This is a genomic window from Arcobacter sp. CECT 8989 (assembly GCF_004116715.1).
In the GTDB taxonomy this organism is placed as follows: domain Bacteria; phylum Campylobacterota; class Campylobacteria; order Campylobacterales; family Arcobacteraceae; genus Halarcobacter.
In genome coordinates this window covers 90,939-115,955 of record NZ_PDKE01000005.1, presented here as the reverse complement: position 1 = coordinate 115,955, position 25,017 = coordinate 90,939, and the positions used below count along the sequence as shown (strand labels likewise).

24 protein-coding genes are annotated in these 25,017 nt (G+C 28.4%); 15 read left to right on the top strand and 9 right to left on the bottom strand.

The window, feature by feature from the left end:
• Positions 1 to 120 precede the first annotated feature (120 nt).
• On the top strand, positions 121 to 948 hold the full coding sequence (locus CRV02_RS06500; RefSeq protein ID WP_129089648.1) for a LysR family transcriptional regulator: 828 nt from the start codon (positions 121 to 123) through the stop codon (positions 946 to 948).
• Positions 949 to 1,128: 180 nt separating this feature from the next.
• On the opposite strand, the gene aat is transcribed toward CRV02_RS06500, so the two are convergent.
• The 3 genes from aat to CRV02_RS06485 all read right to left on the bottom strand — a co-directional run bounded on the left by aat (position 1,129) and on the right by CRV02_RS06485 (position 5,235).
• A complete protein-coding gene (gene aat / locus CRV02_RS06495) occupies positions 1,129 to 1,797 on the bottom strand; it encodes a leucyl/phenylalanyl-tRNA--protein transferase (RefSeq protein WP_129089647.1) in 669 nt (222 codons plus the stop codon).
• A gap of 96 nt (positions 1,798 to 1,893) precedes the next feature.
• Positions 1,894 to 4,248 (bottom strand): methyl-accepting chemotaxis protein, encoded by a 2,355-nt coding sequence (locus CRV02_RS06490; RefSeq protein WP_164968968.1) that lies wholly within the window; start codon positions 4,246 to 4,248, stop codon positions 1,894 to 1,896.
• 144 nt (positions 4,249 to 4,392) lie between these two features.
• Entirely contained in the window at positions 4,393 to 5,235 is an 843-nt protein-coding gene (locus CRV02_RS06485) for a GyrI-like domain-containing protein (protein ID WP_258239245.1), read from the bottom strand.
• A gap of 129 nt (positions 5,236 to 5,364) precedes the next feature.
• On the opposite strand from CRV02_RS06485, the gene CRV02_RS06480 reads away from it, so the two are divergent.
• From CRV02_RS06480 to CRV02_RS06450, 7 genes are all read left to right on the top strand, one after another.
• Positions 5,365 to 6,465, top strand: a complete 1,101-nt coding sequence (locus tag CRV02_RS06480; RefSeq protein WP_129089644.1) for a PLP-dependent aminotransferase family protein — start codon at positions 5,365 to 5,367, stop codon at positions 6,463 to 6,465.
• A gap of 100 nt (positions 6,466 to 6,565) precedes the next feature.
• The gene (locus CRV02_RS06475; protein WP_129089718.1) at positions 6,566 to 7,858 is read left to right on the top strand and encodes an NCS2 family permease; all 1,293 of its coding nucleotides are present in this window, start codon (positions 6,566 to 6,568) and stop codon (positions 7,856 to 7,858) included.
• A 10-nt stretch (positions 7,859 to 7,868) separates the two neighbouring features.
• Positions 7,869 to 8,315 carry a phosphoribosyltransferase gene (locus CRV02_RS06470; protein ID WP_129089643.1) on the top strand — a complete coding sequence of 149 codons (447 nt, stop codon included), beginning with the start codon at positions 7,869 to 7,871 and terminating at the stop codon, positions 8,313 to 8,315.
• Positions 8,316 to 8,449: 134 nt separating this feature from the next.
• Positions 8,450 to 8,731, top strand: coding sequence for a hypothetical protein (locus tag CRV02_RS06465; RefSeq protein ID WP_129083176.1), 282 nt, complete (start codon positions 8,450 to 8,452; stop codon positions 8,729 to 8,731).
• Between the two features lie 42 nt (positions 8,732 to 8,773).
• Positions 8,774 to 9,163: a DUF423 domain-containing protein gene (locus CRV02_RS06460; protein WP_129083177.1), complete on the top strand. Its 390-nt coding sequence runs from the start codon at positions 8,774 to 8,776 to the stop codon at positions 9,161 to 9,163.
• A gap of 3 nt (positions 9,164 to 9,166) precedes the next feature.
• On the top strand, positions 9,167 to 9,967 hold the full coding sequence (locus CRV02_RS06455; protein WP_129089642.1) for an ion transporter: 801 nt from the start codon (positions 9,167 to 9,169) through the stop codon (positions 9,965 to 9,967).
• A 2-nt stretch (positions 9,968 to 9,969) separates the two neighbouring features.
• Positions 9,970 to 10,743: an NAD-dependent epimerase/dehydratase family protein gene (locus tag CRV02_RS06450; protein WP_129089641.1), complete on the top strand. Its 774-nt coding sequence runs from the start codon at positions 9,970 to 9,972 to the stop codon at positions 10,741 to 10,743.
• Here the strand turns inward: CRV02_RS06450 and upp are convergent.
• Positions 10,740 to 11,363, bottom strand: a complete 624-nt coding sequence (gene upp / locus CRV02_RS06445; protein ID WP_129083180.1) for a uracil phosphoribosyltransferase — start codon at positions 11,361 to 11,363, stop codon at positions 10,740 to 10,742. The two genes, CRV02_RS06450 and upp, sit on opposite strands and share 4 nt — an antisense overlap.
• A gap of 136 nt (positions 11,364 to 11,499) precedes the next feature.
• On the opposite strand from upp, the gene CRV02_RS06440 reads away from it, so the two are divergent.
• From CRV02_RS06440 to CRV02_RS06420, 5 genes are all read left to right on the top strand, one after another.
• Positions 11,500 to 12,750: a uracil-xanthine permease family protein gene (locus CRV02_RS06440; protein ID WP_129083181.1), complete on the top strand. Its 1,251-nt coding sequence runs from the start codon at positions 11,500 to 11,502 to the stop codon at positions 12,748 to 12,750.
• Between the two features lie 97 nt (positions 12,751 to 12,847).
• Positions 12,848 to 13,345, top strand: a complete 498-nt coding sequence (locus CRV02_RS06435) for a YajQ family cyclic di-GMP-binding protein (protein ID WP_129083182.1) — start codon at positions 12,848 to 12,850, stop codon at positions 13,343 to 13,345.
• Positions 13,346 to 13,503: 158 nt separating this feature from the next.
• Complete coding sequence (locus tag CRV02_RS06430) at positions 13,504 to 15,309, top strand: PAS domain S-box protein (protein WP_129089640.1); 1,806 nt, start codon at positions 13,504 to 13,506, stop codon at positions 15,307 to 15,309.
• Positions 15,310 to 15,369: 60 nt separating this feature from the next.
• Entirely contained in the window at positions 15,370 to 16,029 is a 660-nt protein-coding gene (locus CRV02_RS06425) for a response regulator transcription factor (protein ID WP_129083184.1), read from the top strand.
• Positions 16,022 to 17,191 (top strand): HAMP domain-containing sensor histidine kinase, encoded by a 1,170-nt coding sequence (locus CRV02_RS06420; protein WP_129089639.1) that lies wholly within the window; start codon positions 16,022 to 16,024, stop codon positions 17,189 to 17,191. The genes CRV02_RS06425 and CRV02_RS06420 overlap by 8 nt, the downstream gene beginning before the upstream one ends.
• Here the strand turns inward: CRV02_RS06420 and CRV02_RS06415 are convergent.
• Positions 17,178 to 17,783 (bottom strand): hypothetical protein, encoded by a 606-nt coding sequence (locus tag CRV02_RS06415; RefSeq protein ID WP_129089638.1) that lies wholly within the window; start codon positions 17,781 to 17,783, stop codon positions 17,178 to 17,180. The two genes, CRV02_RS06420 and CRV02_RS06415, sit on opposite strands and share 14 nt — an antisense overlap.
• Before the next feature lie 91 nt (positions 17,784 to 17,874).
• Between CRV02_RS06415 and CRV02_RS06410 the strand changes: the two genes are divergently transcribed.
• A complete protein-coding gene (locus CRV02_RS06410; protein WP_129089637.1) occupies positions 17,875 to 18,444 on the top strand; it encodes an NUDIX hydrolase in 570 nt (189 codons plus the stop codon).
• Complete coding sequence (locus CRV02_RS06405; RefSeq protein ID WP_129089636.1) at positions 18,445 to 19,179, top strand: ion transporter; 735 nt, start codon at positions 18,445 to 18,447, stop codon at positions 19,177 to 19,179.
• Positions 19,180 to 19,194: 15 nt separating this feature from the next.
• Here the strand turns inward: CRV02_RS06405 and CRV02_RS06400 are convergent, their stop codons facing one another.
• Genes CRV02_RS06400 through CRV02_RS06385 form a run of 4 tightly spaced genes read right to left on the bottom strand, consistent with a single transcriptional unit; the run spans position 19,195 to position 25,010 of the window.
• A complete protein-coding gene (locus CRV02_RS06400; RefSeq protein ID WP_129089635.1) occupies positions 19,195 to 19,584 on the bottom strand; it encodes a VOC family protein in 390 nt (129 codons plus the stop codon).
• 8 nt (positions 19,585 to 19,592) lie between these two features.
• Entirely contained in the window at positions 19,593 to 20,591 is a 999-nt protein-coding gene (locus CRV02_RS06395; protein WP_129089634.1) for a phospholipase A, read from the bottom strand.
• Positions 20,588 to 21,871: a TolC family protein gene (locus CRV02_RS06390; protein WP_129089633.1), complete on the bottom strand. Its 1,284-nt coding sequence runs from the start codon at positions 21,869 to 21,871 to the stop codon at positions 20,588 to 20,590. Before CRV02_RS06390 ends, CRV02_RS06395 begins: the two co-directional genes overlap by 4 nt.
• Positions 21,864 to 25,010 carry an efflux RND transporter permease subunit gene (locus CRV02_RS06385; RefSeq protein ID WP_129089632.1) on the bottom strand — a complete coding sequence of 1,049 codons (3,147 nt, stop codon included), beginning with the start codon at positions 25,008 to 25,010 and terminating at the stop codon, positions 21,864 to 21,866. Before CRV02_RS06385 ends, CRV02_RS06390 begins: the two co-directional genes overlap by 8 nt.
• Between the last annotated feature and the right edge of the window lie 7 nt (positions 25,011 to 25,017).

Below are 25,017 nucleotides of genomic sequence, written 5' to 3'. Positions count from 1 at the left end.
AGATAATATTTTTTAGAATTATATAACTGATAGTTATGTATGTCAAATAACTAATAATCATATGTAATATTGTTTTTGGTAATATAGTAGAATAATTTATTAGCCATAATAAGGAAAATAATGGATACAAATCTTCTAAAAATATTTATTGCTGTTGCAGATAAAGAAAGTATAACTTTAGCTGCAAATGAACTCGGGTTTACTCAATCAAATGTAACACTTAGAATAAAACAACTTGAAAAGAATTTGAAATGTTCATTATTTCATCGTATACCAAAAGGTGTGGTTTTAACAGATGAAGGTAAAAGGCTTTATAAACATTCAATACAGATTGTAAGAAAAGTAGAAGATGCTATCTTAGATGTTCAAAATGAACAAGAGCAAAAGAAACTTATTATTGGTTCAACAGATTGTAATGCAGTAGTAAGAATTTCTTCCTTTATTACAAAGCTACATGAGGATTATCCTAATATTCAATTAGAGTTTTTAACAGGAACAACAAAAGAAATTACTAAAATGGTTTTAGAATATAAAGTAAATGTGGCATTTATAAGTGGTGAACCAACCCATGATGAACTTATAGTATTAAAAAGATATGATGAAGAACTTGCAATATTAGAAGAAAAAAATGATAAATCACAAAATGTTTTACTAACCTTCAAAGAGGGAAGTATCTTCGATGACTTCTTAAGAAAATATTATGAAAAAAATGGAATAGAAGTAGAAAAATCAATAGCTTTTGGAAGCCTAGAAACTATACTTGCATGTGTAAAAGCTGGTATGGGAAAAACACTTTTGCCTTTAAAACTAGTTGACAAATTAGGATATAAAGAAGAACTAAAAGTTACAAAGCTAGATAAAACAATAGCATATTTTCCTACTTGTATGGTATGTAGAAAAGATTATCTACCAAAAATAAGTGAATATCTTAAAGAGATGGTTTTTTAGTTTAAAGTGTTCTTTGATTTTAGTTTAGTGAACGTACTTTAAGTACATAAAGATATAGAAGTTGGTTTTAGGTTCTATATCATGTACTTAGAGTCATTTTATTAAGTCAACGAAATTTTAATTAAAATTTATCAATTTAGAAAGGTATATTTTCTTTACGTTTTCTTGACATTTTGAATGCTATTTCTTTTTTAGTATCTTGAAGTACTTTTCTCTTGGAATCTCTTTTGCACCTAAACTTTCTAAATGCTCATTATGTACTTGACAATCAATTAGGTTTATACCATTCTCTTTTGCTTGTTTACAAAGGTGATAAAATGCAACTTTAGAGGCATCACTAACTTTAGCAAACATACTTTCACCACAAAAGATATCATCAATCAAAACTCCATAAAGACCACCAACTAATTCATCATCTAAGTATGTTTCGATAGAGTATGCATATCCTAGTTTATGTAGATTTATATAGGCTTGAATAAAGTGCTCATTTATCCATGTATCATCTTCATGTTTTCTTTTGATACTTGCACAGTTCTTCATAACCTCTTCAAAGTTTTCATTCGTTTTTACAACGAAACCTTTGTTTTTGATTGTTTTTCTAAGGCTTTTTGATACCTTCATTTCATCTGGGTATAAAACCATTCTTTGTTGAGGTGAGAACCAATGTATGTGATTGTATTCATCCATGAACCAAGGGAAAAGTCCATTTTCATAGGCATTTAATAATCTTTGGGGATGAAAGTCTCCTCCTACTGCAACTAGGTCATTATTCATCATTTCTAAAGTAGGAAAATCAAAATTATCTTCATCAAGGAGGTATATTTTTTCTATTGGTTCTAAAAGTCTCATGGATGAATATTATCCAAAAAAAACTAAAGAGTCTTAAGGTTTAAATTTGTTTAGAAATCAAACTAGAATGAAAAAAATCATCTAGTTTGACATTTTTTATTTTTGAGTAAACTTATTTTTATTTGTTGCTTCTACAATATCATTTGCAATAGAATTTGTCTCTTGTGCAATGAAGTTTGTTTTATCTGCAATTGAGGCATTCTCTTGAGTAAATCTATCTAATTGATTTACTGCATCACTAATTTGATTCATTCCTGAACTTTGTTCATTAGCTGCATTTGTAACATCATTGATTAGATTATTAGTTTGTTTGATATTTTCTTCAAGTTCTTGGAAACCATCAATCATCTCAGAACTAATATTTTTACCATCATTTGCTTTAATTGTTGCATCTTCAACTAAGTCTTTAATCTCTTTAGCCGCTTCAGCAGATCTAGATGCTAAGTTTCTAACTTCAGCTGCAACAACTGCGAAACCTTTACCAGCTTCACCTGCAGTAGCTGCCTCAACAGCTGCATTAAGAGACAGAATATTTGTTTGGAAGGCAATTTGATCAATTACTGTAATTGCTTCATTAATCATAGTTACTTTCTCATTTATCTCTTCCATTGAAACAGAAGTTCTAGTTGCTAAATCTTTACCTTTATGTGCAGAGTTTTGAGTCTCAGAAGAGATTTTTAACATCTGTTGTGCTTTATCATTTGTTTGTCTAATATTACCAGTAATCTCTTCAATTGAAGCAGCAGTCTCTTCTAAAGATGCAGCTTGACTTGTAGCATTTTCACTTAATGTTTTAACATTAGTTGTTAACTCTAAAGATTTCTCTTGTAAAGTCTCTCCATCTTCTTTATTGTCTTGAAGCATAATTGTTATCATTCTATTTAAGTTTAGAATGTCATTTCCAATTTTACCGCTACTTGCTTCATCAAGTGATTTAGTAAAGTCTCTACTTGCATAGTGTTCTAGTACTTCACTTAGGTTATTGATATTTTTACCTACAAGTTTTTCTAAGTTATCAAGCATATTGTTAAGTAAGTTTTTCAACTCTTCAAGTGATTCATTATTTGTTGAAGTTGAAATTCTTTCATCTAATAATCCATCACTAACTCTGTTAACAATATCTTTTACTTCTGAAATAACTTTGTTGTCTTGTTCTATAATTGCTTTTGTTTTATCAATATTTTCATTGATAAGAGAAGCCATTTTTCCAATCTCATCATTTGCAGTAACTTCAATTGGATTAATATCTTCTTTCTCTTTATTTACATACTTAAAGAAGTCAAGTAACCCATGTTGGAAATACTCTAATGGATTAAATACAACTCTATTAAGAATAATAACAACGGCAATTGTTAAGATTATGATTAAAATTAAAACAGCAACAATTGAACTAACAATAGAAGATGCAATATTCTCTTCAGTTAAGTCATTTAGCTTTTTTAACTCTTCTTCTGTATCAATAATATATGCACCAGTTCCTATAATCATATCCCATGGTTCAAATCTTTGTACATAAGAGAATTTTTCAAAGTCACCAGTTTTTCCAGGAATTGACCAGAAGTATTTAACTAAACCACCATTTTCAGAAGTATTTGCAGTTTTTACAATTTCTTGATAAAGGTATTTCCCTTTTTTATCTTGTAAATCTGTCATATCTTTTCCAACTAATGAATCTTTTGCTCCATGAGCTAAAACAACATGATTAGAATCATTAACCCAGAAGTATCCAGTTTTTCCATACTTCATAGTTCCAATAGCTTTTAATGCTTCTTGTTTCATCTTTTCACTAATATCATCAATATAAGCACCAGTACCAATAATCCAGTTATATGGTTTAAAAACTTTTACAATAGATGCTTTAAATACAGTTTTTTTACTAGTTGGATTATAAAATGAGTATTCGATAAAAGATACATCTTTTTTATCTTTATTTAATGCTTCTACACCTAATTCAACAAAAGGAACTTTTGGAGTATTTTTAAAGTATTGCCCACTTAATTCTTTTTTGATTGGATGCATAACCATCTTATAGTTAAAATCATTTATCCAAAAATATCCAGATGTTCCATATCTAGTATTTTCAACGATTGACTTGATTCTTTCTTTAAGTGCTTGTTCACTTAAGATATTTTTATTTTTCTCATATTCTGCTTCAATAATAGAAAATAAAAATCCAGACTGTTCTGTAATATAGTCTTCAACTTCACTTTTTACTTTGTCTTTTGAAGTTCTCTCATAATATGATTCAACTGTTTCAAAAGCTAAAGAAACATAGTTTTTAAGCTCCTTCTCTTTATTTGCATAGGCAGTTTTTTCAGTTTGATTAACTACTAAAGTCGAAGCATTCTTTAAAGATGAAACAACCTCAAATAGCATATAAAGAGCTACTACTAAAATAGCAATAATTACTGTAGATAAAAGTTTAACTTTTATAGAAGTATTTTTTATCATCATTTATCCTTTATTTTCTTCTTTTATCAAAATAATTATACTATTTTTTAATTATATTTAAAATAAAGTTGTGTTTATAAAATGCCCTATAACAGGCATTTGATAGCCATTATCATTTATTACAAACATGACTTTTGTGACATGTTAATATATTACTTTTATTGGAAGATAGAAGTCTAGTTCAAAAAATTCATTATTATCAACAAAATGGTTTTTCTTATAAATAGAATAAGAAGGGATTGTTTTTGCTTCATATCCTGAGTTAGGAAGCCATTCATTGTATATATAAGCCATGTATTTTAGTACATCACCATATTTGCCCTTTAAAGTAAATACAGCACAAATACTACTTGGAAGTTCTAAAATAGGAAGGTTTGGAAACTTCTCTTCATCTACTTTTATACAAGCTATATATGAAGCTTCTTCTTTTAAAGTAATAGTTGGATTATCATGTTGAATTCCTATTTGAATAGGGTTTTTAATCCCTAATTCAAAGCTTAGTGATAAAAGTCTTTGCCAAGTGTTTGTGATGTTTTTTCCATAACCTTTATGTCTGATATAAAGACACTTGATTGTTTCACAGAATTTGATTGTTGGTTCTATTTTTTCTTTTATTTCTAAGCTTTCATAACTTTTAATAATCTCTTGGGAAAATTTTTTATAACCATCTTTTTTCCACTCTTTAGGAGTGTAGTTAAACTTCTTTTTAAAAGCTTTTATAAAGGAAGAGTGAGAGTTAAAGCCACAAGCATTTGCTATTTCACTAATAGTAGAATATTTATTTACAATTAAAAGGTTTGCAGCTTTTTGTAGTCTTATTGAAGTAATCATCTCAAAAAGATTCATTCCTGTCTCTTCTTTAAAGATTCTATGAAAGTGATATTTACTTACAGAGTTATTTTTTGCTAGTTCATCTAATGTAATGTTTAATTCAATATTTTTATTGATATAAAAAATTGTGTCATTTACAATTTTAGAGCGAATCATCTTTGTATCTTTTTTCATAGGATTATTATATCAAAAATAGCAATATAGAACAAAAAAAATGAAATTTAGGATAAAGAATAAAATTAAAAAAAATAGTAAAGTTCTAATAATAAAATATTAGGAAAAGAAATGAGCAATTTAAAAAGGTCATATATAAGAGAAATTCTTGATGCTACAAATGAAGATACAATCTCATTTGCAGGTGGATTACCAAATGAAAAACTATTTCCATTAAAACAGATTAAAAAAGCAACAAACAAAGTTTTAAAAAAAGTTGATGCTTTGCAATATAGTAAATCAATTGGAGATGAAGCTTTAAGAAAAAAGATTGCAAAAATATATACTCAAAAGTTTGATTTTCCAACACAAGCTGATGAAATATTAATAACAACTGGTTCTCAACAATCATTTGACATCATTAGTAAAACTTTTATTCATAAAGAACTATTTGTTCAAAAACCAACTTATATTGGAGCATTAGGAGCTTTTAAAATTTTAAATAAAAGTTTAAATGACTTTACTGATACACAGAATTTAAAGGATAAACTGAGTGAAGATGATACTTTATATTTAATGAGTGATTTTTCAAACCCAACATCTAAATGTATGTCATTAAAAGAAAGGTTAATTTTTGCAAGTTTACTAAAACAAAGTGATGCATATTTAATTGAAGATGGTGCATATGGTTTATTAAGTTTTAATGGTAAAACAAGAAAGCCAATCGCTTCATTATATGAAAAGAGTTTTCATTTAGGTTCTTTTTCAAAAATAGTAGCACCAGGGCTTAGAGTTGGTTGGATTAGAACATCTAAAGAGAATATCGAAAAGCTTTTAATCGCAAAAGAGTCTTTAGATTTACATACTTCTACTTTAAGTCAAATGATTATAAATCAATATTTAGAGGATAATGATTTATTTGAGCATATAAAATTGATTAGAAAAGAGTATAAATCAAAGATGAATTATATGGCTAAATGTATGGAAGAGTATCTACCTTCTTTTAAGTTTGAAAAACCAAAGGGTGGAATGTTTATCTACGGAAAATTTGAAGAAGATAGTTTAGAATTAGCAAAAAAAGCTTTAGAAAAAAATGTAGCTTTTGTTCCTTCTTGTGTATTTGATATAAATGAAGAAAAATCTACACATGCAAGATTCAATTTTACAAACAGTTCTAAATCACAGATGAAAGCAGGGATTAAAACAATAGCAAAAATACTAAATAAAGACTAAAATTATTTTATATATGTAAGTTGCATATTTTATACATTTTTTTAGTAGAAATAGAGCTTAATTTTTGTATAATTATCCCTTAATTTTAAATTTTAAGGACATATTTATGTTTAAGCTAAACGAACATAAAACAAATGTTTTTACTGAATTATCTGCTGGATTTACAACATTTTTAACAATGATGTATATTGTTCCTGTAAATGGTTTTATTTTAGCCGATGCGGGACTTCCAATGGAAGCAGTAATCACAGCAACTGCGTTAATTACTATTTTAGCAACACTATTTAGTGGTTTATGGTCAAATACTCCAATTGCAATGTCAGTTGGTATGGGATTAAATGCATACTTCTCTTACGGATTAGTATTAGGTATGAACATACCATGGCAAACAGCTTTAGGAATCGTATTTCTATCAGGTATTTTATTTGTGATTTTATCTTTTACAAACTTTAGGGTTTGGATTATGACTTCAATTCCAATGAACCTAAGACGTGCAATTTCTGCTGGTATTGGTACTTTTATTGCCTTTATTGGTTTAAAACAAATGGGAATGATTGTTGATAATGAAGCAACATTAGTTGCTTTAGGAGACTTCTCTAACTCAAATGTTTTACTTGGAGTTCTAGGATTAGTTTTATCTTTTGCTTTTTATTCATATAAAGTAAAAGGAGCTTTTGTTCTTTCTATTGGAATCACATCTGTTGTTGCTTGGTCAACAGGACTTGGTGAATTACCTACTGAACTTTTAAGTGCTCCTGCTTCAATTGCACCAATTGCTTTTGAGCTTGATATTGCAAGTGCACTAACACTTTCTTTATTACCTGTAATTATCACATTCTTAATTACTGATATGTTCGATACTTTAGGTACTTTAACTGGTGTTGGAACAAGAGCAAAATTATTCCAAGAGAATAATAAAGATGATAAATCTTTACAAAAAACATTAGAAGCTGATGCAATGGCAACTACTGCTGGATCACTTCTTGGAGTATCTACAACAACTGCATTTATTGAAAGTGCATCAGGAGTAGAAGAGGGTGGAAGAACAGGTTTAACAGCTGTATTTACAGCGGCATTTTTCGTTTGTACACTTTTTATGCTACCATTATTTAAATCAATTCCAGGAAATGCAATCTATCCTGTTTTAGTTGTTGTTGGCGTATTAATGTTTACAGAGTTAGGTAAAATCAACTTTGAAGACACAGATTTAGCAACAAGTGCAGGTGCATTTTTCATTGTAGTTTTAATGCCATTAACTTTTTCTATTACAAATGGTATTGCTGCAGGATTTCTAGTTTTTACTATTATTAAATTAGCTAGAAATGAATACAAAGACTTAAACTTAGGAATTTTAGTAATTACATTCATAAGTTTATTAGCATTTATTTTATAAGGGTTTTTATTTGGAAAAATATTATTACAGTTACGAAGAGTTTAAAGAAGATACTCAAGTTTTAGTTGACAAATGTAGAGGTTTTGAGCCAGACATTCTTTTAGCAGTTGCAAGAGGTGGTTTAACACTTTCTCACTTAATGGCGCAAGCTATGGATATGAGAAATCTATATGCATTAAACTCTATTCACTATGAAGGTGAATTAAAACTTGATACATTCAATATTTTTAATATTCCTGATGTATCTCATGCAAAAAGAGTATTAATTATTGATGATATTGTCGACTCTGGTGAAACTATGAGAGAAATTTTAAAAGTATTACACGAAAAATTTCCTGAAGTAGAGTTCAAATTAGCAACAATTTTTAGAAAAGAAACAGCTGTTTTACAACCTGATTATTCTGTAAAAGAAGCTGACAAATGGATTGACTTCTTTTGGGAAGTTGACGTAAAATAACAGTTTAGATTATTCTAAACTGTTGTTCTCTATAAATTATATACTTTCTATATAAATCTTTACTATTTCAGATAACTTTCAAGTCATTTTATTGTATAATGTTTTCACAAATTTAAATTATGGAATAGGACGAGATGACTTTTATTGAATTTAAAAAACTTTTACTAGATGCAGAACTTACAATACCTAAATTTACAGCTTTAATTAAAGTTAGTGAAAAGAACATTCAATCTTACAAAAAAAAAGAACAAGTACCAAATGCAATTGCAGCAGTAGCAGCTTGTTTTGCAAAAATGAATCAAGAAGGTATGGATTATAAGACTTTAATAAATGACCTTGATTTAACAAAAAAAGAGAAAAAAGGCGCTGGTTTTTCTTCAAAAAAGAAAGATAAAAAAAATAAAGAAAACGATTAATCTTTTTTAGCTATACTTCCCAAAAAATTTTGGGAAAAGTAAATGACACTAAATAAAAACGTTAGATTTTTTCTAACAGTTTCTTCTATTATGATGGCACTTGCCATTGCAATTGGAGCTTTTGGAGCACACGGTCTAAAAGCAATTGTTTCAGCACAGTTACTAGTAACTTATAATACTGGTGTTGAATATCATTTTTATAACACACTAGGGCTTTTTGCAGCAACATTTATGATGTATTTAAAGCCTGACTCAAAAGGTGTAAAAATAGCAGCTTGGCTAATTTTAATTGGAATGATAATTTTTTCATTTTCATTATACGCTTTAGTTTTATTAAATATGCCTATTTTAGGTGCAATCACTCCTATTGGAGGAACACTATTAATTATCGCATGGATAATGTTAGCAATTTCATTTTATAAGGAAAAATAGTAGATGAACGTAATTGAGAGAATTGAGCATATTAGAGATGCAAAATGGTTTTCTAACCTTACAACTTTTATTATTTTAGCATATGCTTCAGTTTTAGGATTTAAAACAATTGATGAAGTAGAGACTAATTATGCAATATTTTTACAGTTTGCAGATATTTTTGTAACTATATATTTTATCTTTGAAATAGCTATTAAAATGGTAGCAGAAAAGAAGTTTATTAATTTCTTTAAATCAGGATGGAATCTTTTTGATTTTATTATTGTTGTAATTACACTTTTACCACTGGAGCAATCAGGTTTTGCAGCTATTGCAAGGATGTTAAGGGTATTTAGAGTTTTACGATTGTTTACAGCTCGACCTGAACTAAAAGCAATTATTGATATGCTAATCAAGGCTATCCCAGCAATCATTGATATTGTGATTTTAATGTTTATTATTTTCTATATTTATGCAATTATTGGAAACTTCTATTTCCAAGATTTACAGTCTGGATTATGGAAAGACTTCTTAATTTCAATGCTTACACTGTTTAGGGTTCTTACTTTTGAAGACTGGACAGATGTTATGTATGAGGCAATGGAAGTATATCCTATGGCTTGGATTTATTTTGTATCATTCGTAATTATTGCAGCATTTGTATTCTTTAACCTTTTTGTTGCAGTTATTATTGGTGAAATGCAAAAAATTCAAGAAGCAGACTTCCATGAAGAAGTACATGAAGATAGTAAAAAATTAGATATTTTATTAGAAGAGATTAAAACTTTAAGAGAAGAAGTAAAAGACTTAAAGAAAAAAGAGTAACTATGAAAAAAACAGTTTCAATCTTAGGAACAGGGTGGTTAGGTCACCCTTTAGCTCTAAGTTTAAAAGAAAACTATAAAGTAAAGGTCTCTATTAGAACAAAAGAAAAGGAAGAAGCTTTTAAAAAAGAAGGCTTACTTCCTTTTGTTTTAAATGAAACTTCATTAGAAGGTTTAGATGAACTTTTAGATACAAACTATTTATTTATAAACTTTCCTCCCTCAAAATTTAAAGACTTCAAAGCCTTTTTAGAAAAAATATATTCCCATGAAAATATAAAAAACATAGAAAAAATCATATTTATTAGTTCAACTTCGATTTATCCAGATGAAGAAAAAACTTTCAATGAAGATGAAGAGTTTACAAAGCCTAAATCACAAAAAATTTATGATATAGAGAAGTTAATAAAAGAGAAAACACATGTTATTTTTAGATGTGCTGGACTTATGGGAGCTAGTCGAATTTCTGGAAGATACTTTGCAGGAAAAGAGCTTGATAGTGAAGATGTGAAGATAAACTATGTTCATCTTGATGATGTAATTGGTGCAACAATATTTGCCCTAGAAAATGATTTAAAAGGTACTTATAATCTTTGTAGCTGTGAACATCCAACAAGAAAAGAGATATATTTTAAAAATGCTTCAAAGTTTGGTTTTGATAAACCTATTTTTAAAAATAAAAAAGAGTATAAAGAACGTCTAATAGATGGAAGTAAAATTGAAAGAGAAGGGTTTAAATATAAGTATTCAAACCCTTTGGAGTATGAGTATTATTAACCGTTAGTGTTAAATGCTCTATCTCCCGCATCTCCAAGACCTGGTCTAATATATTTATTTTCATCAAGTCTCTCATCAATTTGAGCAATATAGATATCAACATCAGGATGAGCATTTTGAACTGCTTCAACACCTTCAGGAGCCCCTAAAATATTTAAAGAGATAATTCTTTTTGCACCTTTTTCTTTTAAGTAATCAATTCCATCAATTAAAGAACCACCTGTAGCAATCATCGGGTCTAATAATAAAACAGTTCTTCCATCTAAGTTTGGAATATTTTCATAAAATAGTTTAGATAAAGCAGTTTCTTCATCTCTTTTCATTGCTAAAAATCCACTTTTTGCATATGGTAAAGTTCTTAAAATACCTGTTAACATTGGTTCACCAGCTCTTAAGATTGGAACTAAAACAAGTTTATTAACCTCAAGCATTTCAACATCTAATGGTCCTTGCCATGTTTCAATACTTGTAGTTTTAGTTTCAAAATCTTCTAAAGCTTCAGCTGCAATAATTCTTGAGATTTCTTCTATTGTAAGTCTAAATTCATTTGAAGCAGTTTTAACATCTCTTAGTCTATTTACTAGGTGTTTTACAACCACATTTGAGCTTTCTTTGTACATAATATAATTCCTGATTATTTTTGTTTTTCAAGTTTAATAATAGCTAAAAATTACTTATAAGTTGCACATAAGTTTACTAAAAATTAACCTATTCTTAGATATTATAATTAACTTAATTTTCTACTAAAGAGGACTTATGAAACCCACGGATTATAACTTTCGAGTAAAAGACTCAGTTTTAGGTATTCAGTTTCTGTTTGTTGCTTTTGGTGCTTTAGTTTTAGTTCCTATTCTAACTGGACTTGACCCAAATGTTGCACTATTTACAGCAGGTATTGGTACACTAGTTTTTCAATTTGTAAATAGAGGTGCTATTCCTCCAATTTTCTTAGCATCATCTTTTGCATTTATTGCTCCAATTGCACATGGTGTAAAAACTTGGGGTATTGCAGCTACTATGTCAGGACTTGTAGCAGCAGGTTTATTATATATTTTTCTAAGCTTTTTAATTAGACTAAAAGGTGATGGGTTTTTACATAAACTTTTACCACCAGTTGTAGTAGGTCCAGTGATTATGTCTATTGGTCTTATTCTTTCACCAGTTGCAGTAAATATGGCAATGGGAAAAACAGGTGATGGTGCAATAGAGTTAATTGCATTTGATAAAGCAATTGTTATTTCAATGATAGCACTATTTACAATGGTATTTATTTCACTTTTAGGAAAAGGGATTTTTAAATTAGTTCCTATTTTAGGTGGTATTATTGCAGGATATATTGCAGCACTTTTTTATGGAGTAGTTGACTTCTCTTCTGTTGAAAAAGCAGCTTGGTTTGCAATTCCTAGTTTTACAGCACCAGAGTTTAACTGGCAAGCTATATTATTTATTTTACCAATTGCAATTGCTCCTGCTATTGAACATATTGGTGATATGTTAGCAATTTCAAATGTTACAAAACAAGACTATTTAAAAAAGCCAGGACTTAAAAATACACTGTTAGGTGATGGTTTAGCTACTTCAGTTGCTTCACTATTTGGTGGTCCACCAAATACAACTTACTCAGAAGTTACAGGAGCAGTTACAGTTACAAAAGCATATAACCCAGCAATCATGACGTGGGCAGCTATTGCAGCTATATTATTAGCCTTTATTGGTAAGTTAGGTGGTTTATTAGCAACTATTCCAGTTCCTGTAATGGGTGGAATTATGCTTTTACTATTTGGTATTATTGCAAGTATTGGTATTTCTACACTTACAAGAGCAAATATAGATTTCAACTGTCCTAGAAACTTAATCATTGTATCAATGATTTTAGTATTCTCAATTGGTGGAATGACATTTAACTTTGGTGGGGTTCCTTTTTCAGGAATTGGTCTTGGTGCAATTACTGGTATTTTATTAAATTTAGTTTTACCTCAACCACGAAAAGAAGATCATATTATATAGTTAGAGAAATCTAGCTATATAATAATTTTTAATTATTTCTACATCAAAAATTTCTTATAATAAATCATAAATTTTAAAATAATAGGAGTTCTTAGATATGGCAAAAGAACATAGTTTTGATATCTCTGCAAAATTAGACATGCAAGAGATGAAAAATGCAGTAATCCAAGCACAAAAAGAGATAGATAATAGATACGACTTTAAAGGTATCGAAAAAGAGATAGATTTTAATCAAGGTGCAAAAACTTTAACACTAGTTAGTTCAAGTGATAATAAAATAGATGCAATGTATGATATTTTAATCTCTAAGATGAATAAACGAGGATTATCAATTAACTCTTTAGAAGAGTTAAGAAAAGAGGATAGTTCTGGTGCTAATAGAAGATTTGTATATTCAATTGTTGATTCTATAAAAGCAGATGAAGCAAAACAGATTCAAGTTGAAATCAAAAAACTAAAGCTAAAAGTAAAAGCTGTAAATCAAGGTGATGAAATTAGAGTTACTGGAAAAAATATTGATGATTTACAAACAATAATGAAACACTTAAAATCTTTAGAGTTAAAGTCTCCTTTAGTTTATGATAACTTCAAATAGTACTCTTTTGAGTACTATAATAAATAATCTCTCTAATTGCTATTTTAAAGCTATTTTCAAAGAAAAAAACTTTTTAAAATCTATCTTTTTATTACTAAAATATATAATATATTTAAAAAATTTTGTTACAATTATCAATAAAGTATTTTGGGAAAAGAGTGGAAAATTTAAATTTAGAGTGTTTAAAACAAATTACAATACTTTATGCGGAAGATGACTTAGTAATTCAAAAACAAACACTTGGCATACTTCAGAACTTAGTAAAAAAAGTTCATGTAGCAAATTGTGGACAAGAAGCAGTAGAACTTTATGATAATAACAGTGTCGATATTATTATTACAGATATTACTATGCCAAACATGAGTGGAATTGAATTTTCCAAACATGTACGAAAAAATAATAGAGATATTCCAATTATAGTAATTAGTGCTCATAATGATAGCAATATTTTAATTGAAGCTATTGAAATAGGAATTAGTAGATTTATTTTAAAACCATTAAATATATCTGATTTAATACAAGTTATTACGCAGTTTGCAGAAAATATTTGTAATAAGAGTGAAAAAGATAGTGTCTCAAATCTTTTAGAACAGTATAAGAATATTGTTGATGCAGATTCAATTGTTTCTAAAACAAATAAGCATGGAATAATAACTTATGTAAATGATAGATTTGTTGATATTTCTGGATACACAAAAGAAGAGTTAATTGGGCAACACCATAATATTATTAGACATCCCGATACTCCTGAAAAAATTTTTAAGAAAATGTGGATAACAATCTCTGAAAAGAAAAAGGTATGGCAAGGGGTTGTAAAAAACCTTTCTAAACAAGGAAAGTCTTATTATGTACGTTCAACGATAAAACCAATTTTAGATATGAACGGTGATATTATTGAGTATATTGCAATAAGACAAGACATCACTCCCCAAGAAAAAACAAGAAAGTTTTTACAAAAACAAAATGTTCAAAAAATCTCTAACTTAAATGATGCTCTAAAAAATCAAGAGCAGTATGAAAATGTAATTAATCAAATAAATATAGTTTCAAGATTTAATTTACAAGGTAAAATTACTTATGTAAATGATAGGTTTTGTCAGCTGATTGAGTACACAAAAGATGAGCTTATTGGTCAAACTTTTAAACTAATAAGACATGAAAAGACTAATATTGAAACTTCAAGACAAATGTGGAAAACTATAAAAAGTGGTAAGACTTGGAGTGGAAAACTAATGAATAAGTCAAAAACAGGAAAGACTTTTCATTTAGACGCAGTTATCTCTCCTATTTTCAATCAAAATAATGAAATTATTGAGTTTATCTCTGTTTGCCATAATATTACTTCTATTATAGAGTTACATAAAGAGTTAGAAGATACTCAACGAGAGATTATCTATAGAATGGGTGAAATTGGTGAAACTAGGTCAAAAGAGACTGGAAACCATGTAAAAAGAGTTGCAGAGTATTCTAAACTTTTAGGAAAACTTTGTGGTTTAAAACAAAATGACATTGATATTATCTTTATGGCTTCACCTATGCATGATATAGGAAAAGTTGGTATTCCTGATAGTGTTTTAAATAAACCAGGAAAATTAAATGAAGAAGAATGGGAAATTATGAAAGAGCATAGTGAGCTTGGATATAATATTCTAAAAAACTCAAAAAGAGAGATTTTAAAAGCTGCTGCAATTATCTCTTATCATCACCATGAAAAATGGAATGGAAGTGGATACCCTCAAGGATTAAAAGAAGAAGAGATTCATATTTTTGGAAGAATAACTGCTATTGCTGATGTTTTTGATGCTTTAGGAAGTGATAGATGTTATAAAAAAGCTTGGGAGCTTGATAAGATTCTAGAGCTATTTAAAGAGCAAAAAGGGAAACACTTTGACCCTAAACTAATTGAACTATTCTTTGATAATTTAGATGAGTTCTTAAAAATCAGAGATACCTACGTAGATTAGTCTTTACACTTAATAAACAAACTTTCAGTATAATTTTTTAACTTTATAAAAGGATTATATTTGAAAGTTCTACTTCTTGAAGACGACCCAGCACTAAATGATTTATTAAATGAACACCTTTGTGACCAAGGCTTTGATGTGACTTTGTGTACAAATGGACAAGAGGCATTAGAGTATTTAATTGATGAAGTTTTTGATTTTGCACTACTTGATATAAATACCCCAATCATGACTGGTATTGATGTTTTAAAAACAATTAGAACTGATTATAAAAATCAAACACCTGTGATAATCCTAACAGCTTTTCAAGATATGAAACATTTAAAAGAGTCTTTTGAAAGTGGAGTTGATGATTATATTAAAAAGCCTTTTGATTTAGAAGAGTTAGACCAAAGAATTAAAAAACTATGTAAACAGTTTAATTTAGGTAATGAGAGTGAAGTTAAAATTAGTGATGAGATTCTATTTTTACCAGAACTTTGTCAAATTAATTTAAATGGAGAAGTAAAACATCTTGCTCAAAAAGAGAGAGATATTCTAAGCTATTTTTGTAAACATAGAAATAGAGTGGTTTCAAGTGAAGAGTTACTTCAAAATATTTGGGCATATGAAGAGATGCCAACTGATGCAACAATTAGAGTTTATATCAAAAACCTAAGGGAAACTTTGGGAAAAGATAGAATTCAAACAATAAGAGGAATAGGGTACAAATTTGAATAAAAATGAGAGAAATGCGCTACTTAGTTTTTTAGCAATTTATATTAGCTCAGCAATGCTTTTATTAGCTGTACTATTTTATTTTTACTATCAAGAGCAATATAAGTCTTTACAAAAAAGCTGTAGTATGGAACTAATTAATGCGTCTATGAGTATTAAAACAGATATTTTAAATGCCTATATGCATGAGAAAAAATATGTTCCAAAAGCTTTTAAAGATGAAAGAATAAGATATGCTTTATATGACAAAGATAAAAAGTTTTTATTCTCTAATTTAGATAGAAAAGATGCAGTAGATTTTACTAAGAAATTTTATGAAAAAGCTGAACAACATTTTTATGTACAAAAATTACAAGAGAATAATATTCCTATTCGGTATATAGTTATGGAAACGTGCCGTGGTGTAGAAAGTATAAATAATCTAAAGATTTATCTAGCTATTATTTTTATATTAAGTTCTGTATTTATAGGTTTTGTAGCCTTTTTCCTTGCAAAACTCTTATTAAAACCTGTTAGAGAAAAAGTTACTGATATGGATAATTTTATAAAAGACTCAGCCCATGAGTTAAATACTCCTGTTTCAGTACTAATGACTTCTGTTTCAATGCTAAAAAATGGTAAAAATCCAGAAAAGATGATGAAGTATATATTAAGTAGTTCAAAACAGATTTCTCAGATATACAATGATATTCATTTTTCTGCTTTTAATGATATAAATGAAAGCATGGAAGAGAAGTTTGCTTTAAATAGTTTAATAGAAGATAGTGTTGAGTTTTTCAATGATATTTCAGTTACAAAAAATATTAATATAGAAGCAAAGATTGAAGAGCTTGAAGTTTATATGGATAGAACAAAGGCTCAAAAACTTGTAAATAATCTTTTATCAAATGCTATTAAATATAGTAAAAACAATTCTACTATAAAAGTCTCTTTAGAGAATAATATCTTTAAAGTAAAAGACTTTGGTATTGGAATAAGTGAAAATGAACAAAAAGAGATATTTAAGCGTTTTAAAAGAGGTAAGAATATTGAGGGTGGCTTTGGTATAGGTTTAGATATTGTAAATAGAATTTGCAAATCTTATAACCTAAAGATAAACCTAGATTCTAAAGAGAATCAAGGTTCAACCTTTAGTATTGATTTTACATCTGTTATTTGCCAATAGGATTGATTCTAAGTGTTATAACTATAGGTTCAGTCTCTGTTGTATCCAGAGTTGAACCTATTGATCTTTTCTCATGGTGAGATAGTTCTCCTTGGATTGTTTGCAATACATGCCAAAACTTTTCATTAAAAGGAGCACTAATTTGTTTTAATCTGTGTTCAAAAATCTCATCAACAATTAGTTCTACAACTTGTTGGTAGATTACTTTATTTGTTTCTCTTTGTAATCTATACTCTTTCATAATGATTAAATTGTTTTTATAAGCTAATAACTCTTCTTCTACAAGTTCAGTATGCTCTTTAACTTCTTCAATCTCTTTATCTAACTCTTTTTCAAGAAGTTTAACTTTTTCTTTGCAAACTTCTTCAAAATCCGGTTTTAATGAGCAAATTTTATTTAAAATATGAGTATCTTCTAAAAGCTCTCTTTCTATAGTATGAGTATAGATTCTATCTTTTTCATATTCATGGTGAATTGCGTAGAATATTTGCATTGCAAAAGAGATGTATACATATTTGTCTTCTTTTCCATCCTTGAAATCAACTCCATGGGGAGAAATAATCTCTTTTGGACCAGTATACTTAAGTTTCATAATAAACCTTTAATAATTATAGTGTATATAATTAAACTAATTTACTAGTATTTTATTTAAATCTATATAAAATTAGACACAAAGGCTAAAAATGAATAATAAAATAGAGAACTTTAAAATAGAACCTTTAGATGAACCAGAGTATGTTCATCCCGTAAAAATAAAATATACACAAAATGGTAAAGATAAAACTTGGGAAGCTGTTAAGAATTTTGATTCAGTAGCAATCTTACTTTATCATGAAGAAAAAGAGTCTTTTGTTTTAGTAAGACAGTTTAGACCAGCAGTTTATTTAAATGATGAAAGCAAGAAGTTTACCTATGAACTTTGTGCAGGACTTGTTGATAAAAACACTACTTTAGAGCAAATTGCAAAAGAAGAGATAGATGAAGAGTGTGGTTTTGATGTTCCTGTAGAGAGTATTGAAAAAATCACATCTTTTTATACAAATGTTGGAGTAAGTGGAGGTTGTCAACATCTTTATTATTCAAAGATAAATGACAGCATGAAAATTCATGAAGGTGGAGGAATACATGATGAGCAAATAGAACTTATGTATTTACCACTTAATGAGTACAAAGAGTTTATTTATGATGAATCAAAAGCAAAAACTCCTGGATTGATGTTTGCATTTATGTGGTTTATGGAAAATAGAATCTAGATGAAGCTTGCACAAGAATTAAATGTAATCTTTGAAAACCCTTCAAAGCATAAGTATGGATATTATGTTCAAGTTTTAATTTATCTAAATATTCTAGTTAGCATAGGAGTGATGTTTTTAGAGACAGAAAAATCTTTAAGTGAATATTTTGAACTTTTTAAAACTATTAATATGATAAATATATTTTTATTTACTATTGAGTATTTATTAAGAGTTTATTCTAAAACTAGAAAACGAATAAAATATATGTTAACTCCTTTAATGATTATTGATTTAATAGTTTTAATACCTTTTTATCTATCATTTTTAAATATTGATTTAGGTTTTTTAAGAGGACTAAGAATACTTAGGATTTTCAAGCTTTTTAGACTAGCAAAGTTTAATGAGTTTGATAAAATGATTATAGATATAATAAAAGAGAAAAAAGAGGAGTTATTTTATATAGTTGTAGTTCTTTTTATTCTTCTTTTTACTCTAACTCCTTTAGTTTACTATTTTGAGTCAAAAGCTCAGCCAGAAGTGTATTCAAGTATGGGTACAACTTTATGGTGGGCTGTGATAACTTTTACAACTGTTGGGTATGGAGATATGTACCCAATAACAACAGTAGGTAGAATTTTAACTACAATAGTTAGTATATTAGGAATTGCTTTTTATGCAATCCCTGGAAGTATCTTTACAAGTAGTTTACTAGATAAGATAAACCAAAGACGAAATAAAAGAAGAAGACGATAATAAAAGCTTAGATTTCTAAGCTTTTATGTAATTTGATAGTTCAATAAGATTTTTATCTGGGTCTCTTAGATAAATTGATTCAATCTCTCCTAAAGCACCTGTTCTTTTTATAATATCTTGTTCTAATTTTATATCTAAACTAGAAAGATGTTTTTTTGCTTCTTCTAAAGAGGTTTCAATAATAAAACATAAATCAGCACTTCCTTCTTTTACATTAAAGGCTTTTGGCTCAAACTCTTTTCCTAGTTCATGTAGATTTATTTTTGAGTTTCCAAATTTTAATGCAACTCTTGAGCCTTTGAAAACTTCCTTTTCCATACCTAAAGCTTTAGTATAAAATTCAATTGTTTTATCTATATCTTTTACTGTTAAAACAAAGTGGTCTAGGTTTTTAATATTTATCATTTTTCTTCCTATCTTGATAAAGAGATACCAAAGTTTATTCTTGTGATATCTTCATTATAATCAATTAAACTTTCTCCATATCCACTTGAAATTTGAATATGCCCAAATGTATTTTTTGAACCAAAGAAAGGGAAAGTCCAATCAAGTTGTCCATAACTTCTGTTATCACTTGATTTAAGATTATTTCTAAGTAATAGTTTAAAAGTATGATCTTTATATGGATACATTAATGTAAGGTCCCCATAACCTAAATAATCATCTATATCATGGTTATCATCACTATCTTTGTCCTCTTTTAGTCTATACCAAACTTTAGGAACTACAAAAAGATGTTTATATTGGAAATATGTTTCTAAATAGATTCTATTCCATGACCTTGATTTTTCTTCACTTTGTCCATTTGATTCATGTAGAAAACCTGCTTTAAAACCTTTTAATGCAGTTTCATCTTTTTTTCCATATGGAACTGTTACAAATACTTCTGGTTTATAGTTTGTTTCTCTAAAGGGAGATGAATCATCATATAGTTGCCACCAAGATGTTTGTGTATAACCAAAGTAAAAAGTTTCATCAAAGCCAAAGAAATCGTGAATTATAGGTTTTTTTATACTTAGTTGAAATTTAGCTTCATTTCTTTTTCTATCTTCTTTTGATTTTGTATCATATGAGATTGGAAAGAAGTAGTTTTCTTGGTAAGCATAGATATCAAAAGAGGATTCTAGCATTTGTTCAATAGTTGATTTTGTCTCTTTATCATCAAAACTATTTAATCCATTTTTTAAAGGTGTAACCTCTTTTTTTTCTACAATCTTTTTTTCTTTTACTATTTTTACCTCTTCTTCTTTTGGAAACTCTATTGTTTCAACATTTGCAAGCTTTTTATAAATGAGCATTGCATTTTTATAATCATTTGCTTTTTCATACTCTTTAGCTTGTTTTAGTAATTCTTGTGTGTCTTGTGCATTTAATAAAATACAAATAGATAATAGACTTAATATTTTTTTCATTTAATAAGTCCTAATGTATACTCTAGATTTGCATTATTTACAAGGTGAGAGTAGTAAGTGTTTACAAGATTTGATTTTGCTTGTGTATATTGTAGTTTTGCATCATTTAATTCTAATAAATCATTTAATCCAGCTTGGTATCTTTGTGATGCTAAATCAAGATTTTTAGTAGCTAAATTTAATGATAAAAGACTTATTTTAATACTTTCAAAACTTTGCTTAGTATTTAAATGTGCATTTGTTACAGCTTCAATTATTGCTAACTCTTGTTGCTCTTTTTGTTTGTATGATGAACTAAGATTTGAAAGAGCTATTTTCTTATTTGCATCCCTAGAAAAACCTGTAAAAATATCCCACTTTACATTTAATAAAACTGCTGTTTGATTTGAGTCTAATGTAGAGATATCATCAGAATCTTTTTCATTATAAGAAGCACTTACATCAATAGTTGGAAGGTATTGATAGTTTGCATTTTTTACACTCTCTTTGTTTGCTTTGATTAGTGATTCATATTTTTTCATTTCAGCTCTATTTTTTATAGCAATATCAATTAGCTCTTCTACATTTTTATACTTTAGTTCTGCATTTTGTGCTAAAAGTTTAATATCTTCTTCATCAAGTTGTATTTTTAGGTCTTCACTTATGGCTTTACCTAAAATAGAGATTAGATTTGTTTTTGCTTTTTTTAAATCATAATTTGCTTGGATTAGTTTTAGGTTTGAATTAGATAATTGAAGTTGGGCATTTGTGATATCTATTTGAGTTCTAATTCCTGCTTTAAAATACTCTTTTGCCTGTGAAAGTTGAAGTTCATCTAACTTTACAGCCTCTTTAGATACTACTATTTGTTGATGTCTATTTAAAATATCAAAGTAAGCTTTTTTTACTGCTAGAATGATTTGTTTTTCAATAGAAGTAACATCTTCTTGGCTAGCTTCAACATTATATTTTGAAGCTTTTATTGCTGTTGTAGTTTTTCCAAAATCATAAATAAGTTGATTTGCATTAACACTTACACTTGTAGCATTTCCATCTTGTTTTACACCACTTTGTTTGATGTCATACTCACCTGTATTTGCACTTGATGTTACATACGGAAGATAAGATGCTTGTGATTGTCTTAATCTTTGTTCACTAACATCTTTTTGATTTTTACTTAGTTGTATATTTGTATTATTTTCTAATGCAATTTCAATAAGTTCTTCTAGGCTTAGGCTTTTTGCATTTAAATTAATAGTTAAAAAAACAAAACAAATAGAATATATAAAAAGTTTACTCATTGTTTTTTCCTTTTTTTTCTCTTAGTCTTTGAAGTACTACAAATAGTACCGGAGTTAAAAGTAGAGTTAAGAATGTTGACATTATCATTCCTCCAAATACAGCAGTACCTAAAGATTGTCTTGATACAGCTCCTGCTCCACTTGCAAATACAAGAGGTAAAATACCAAGTAAAAATGAAAAAATAGTCATTAAAATAGCTCTAAGTCTTAAAAGTGAAGCATTTATAGCCGCTTCAACTATGCTTTGACCTTTGTCTCTTAACTCTTTTGCAAACTCCACAATTAAAATAGCATTTTTTGAACTCATTCCAATTAAAAGTACAAGTCCAATTTGAGTATAAGTATTGTTTAAAAGTCCTGCAAGCATATTTGCTCCTAAAGCTCCAAACATAACAGTTGGAATTGGAAGCATAATCATAAGTGGCATCATCCAAGATTCATATTGTGCTGAAAGGAATAAAAACACCATTAAGATTGATAATAAGAAAATATACATTGCTGCATTTCCTGCTTCTTTTTCTTGTAAACTCATACCTGCAAACTCATAACCAACATCAGTTCCTAAAGTCTCTTTAGCTATTTTTTCAATAGCTGTAATTGCATCCCCTGAACTATAGCCTTCTTTGATATTATGAACACCATTTATTGAAATACTTTGATATGAGTTAAAGTGTGTGATTGTACTAACTCCACTTGTTCTTTTTATTTCAACAATTGCACTTAGTGGAACAATATCTCCTTTAGAGTTTTTTACAAAGAAGTTATTAATAGAGTTCTTTTCTGCTCTAAAGTTTTGGTCTGCTTGAATAAATACTCTATATGTTTTTCCATATTTATTAAAATCATTGATGTATAAAGAACCAAGATATGTTTGAAGTACAGAGAATACATCATTTAGTTTTAAATCTAAAGAAGCAACTTTATCTCTGTTTATATCAATATAGTATTGTGGATAATTACTATTAAATCCAGTATATGCCATCATAATTGATTTGTCTTCATTTAGTTTTTGAATAAACTCACTTGCTCTTTGCTCAAAATCTTTAATATCCATTGAACGAAGATTTTGAAGTTTTACTTCAAATCCACCAACTGCTGAAAGTCCTGGAATAGAAGGCATATTAAATACTCTTACATCTGCTGTTTGTATTTGTTCTTTTGCTTTTTGGTTTATATTATTTGTAATTGCTTCAACTGAAGTATCTTTTGTAGTTCTTTGTTCCCAATCTTCTAATACTAGGAAAATAGTTCCAGCTGAAGAGTCTAAAGCTCCTGTAAGTATGTTAAACCCTGCAACAGAAATTACATCTTTAACACCTTTTGTTTCTTTCATAAGCTCCACAATTTTATCCGTTGTATCTTCTGTTTTATTAAGTGTTGTTCCTGCTTGTAAAGATATTGAAGCCACAAGTGTTCCTTGGTCTTCATTTGGAATAAATCCTGTTGGTAAAGTTTTAAAAGCAAAGAATGTAGCCCCAAGAAGTAAAACGTAAACTAAAGCTGCAACTTGCCAGTATTTGATTATTTTTTCTAAAGCTTTTTTATATACTTTTTTGAAGCTTTCTAAAGCATTATCAAATTTCTCAAAAATGATATTTTTCTTTTCCTCTTTATTTTGTGCATTTTTTTGTTTTCTTTTTAATAAAGTAGCACAAAGTGCAGGGGAAAGAGTAAGTGCGTTTATTGAAGAAATAATTACTGCAAAGGCAATTGTTGTTGCAAACTGTTGGTAAAGTGCCCCTGAAATACCAGGAATAAATGTAACTGGTACAAAAACAGCTAAAAGAACTAATGTTGTTGAAATAACAGGTGTAAAAACCTCTTTCATAGCTATTTTTGTAGCCTCTTTTACACTTAAATCAGGATTCTTTTCTAAGTTTGCTTCTACATTTTCTACTACAATAATTGCATCATCAACAACAATACCAATAGCTAGAATAAGACCAAATAAAGTTAAAGTATTGATTGAAAAATCCATAGCTAAAAGTAGGGCAAAAGTACCTATTAAAGATACTGGAATTGCAATTGCTGGAATAATTGTTGTTCTAAAAGATTGTAAAAAGAAGTAAACTACTAGAAGAACTAAAAGTAAAGCTTCAAATAAAGTTACAATAACTTCTTTAATAGAAATCTCAACAAACTTTGTTGTATCGTAAGTTGGTTTTACTACAACACCGTCTGGAAATCTTTGTTTTAACTCTTCTATTTTCTTACCAACTTGTTCGGCTACTTCTAAAGCATTTGCTCCTGGAAGTTGATAGATACCTAATAGTGCAGTTGGTTTATTGTTTAGTTTTGCTGACCAACTATAGTTTTCTGCTCCTAACTCAACTCTAGCAATATCTTTGATTCTAACTTTACTTCCATTGTCATTATGTCTTACAATGATATCTTCAAACTCTTTTGCTGATTCAAGTTTTGTTTTACTTGTAAGTGTGTATTGAAATTTATTTGATGTTGAGTTTGGACTTGAACCAATAGAACCTAAAGCTGCTTGGGCATTTTGTTCTTTAATTGCTCCTACAACTTCATTAATGCTAATATTTAAATTTGATAGTTTATCTGGGTTTATCCAGATTCTCATAGAGTATTTTCTTTCACCTAAGTTTTGAACGTCTCCAACTCCATCAATTCGTTTTAATTCTTCGGCAATATTAATACTTGCAAAGTTTGATAAAAATAGTGCATCATGTTGAGGGTTTGTTGAATCAACAGTTAAAATTTGAACCATAGATGTTGATTTTTTCTTTGTTGTAACACCTCTTTGTTTTACGCTATCTGGTAAAATTGGTGTTGCAAGGGCAACTCTATTTTGTACATCAATAGCTGCAACATCTAAATCATATCCTGATTCAAAATATAAATTTATAGTTGAATTACCATCTGATGAAGAGGTAGAATCCATATAAATCATACCTTCAATACCATTTAGTTGTTCTTCAATAGGTGTTGTAACAGAAGTTTCAACCACTTGTGCACTACCTCCTGTATATGTAGCACTTACTTGAATAGTAGGAGGTGTGATTTGTGGAAACTGAGCTACGGGAAGTAAATAAAGTGCAATAAGCCCAACTATCATAATAAAAATAGAGATAACTTTTGCAAAAATAGGACGGTTTATAAAAAATATTGAAAACATATCTTCT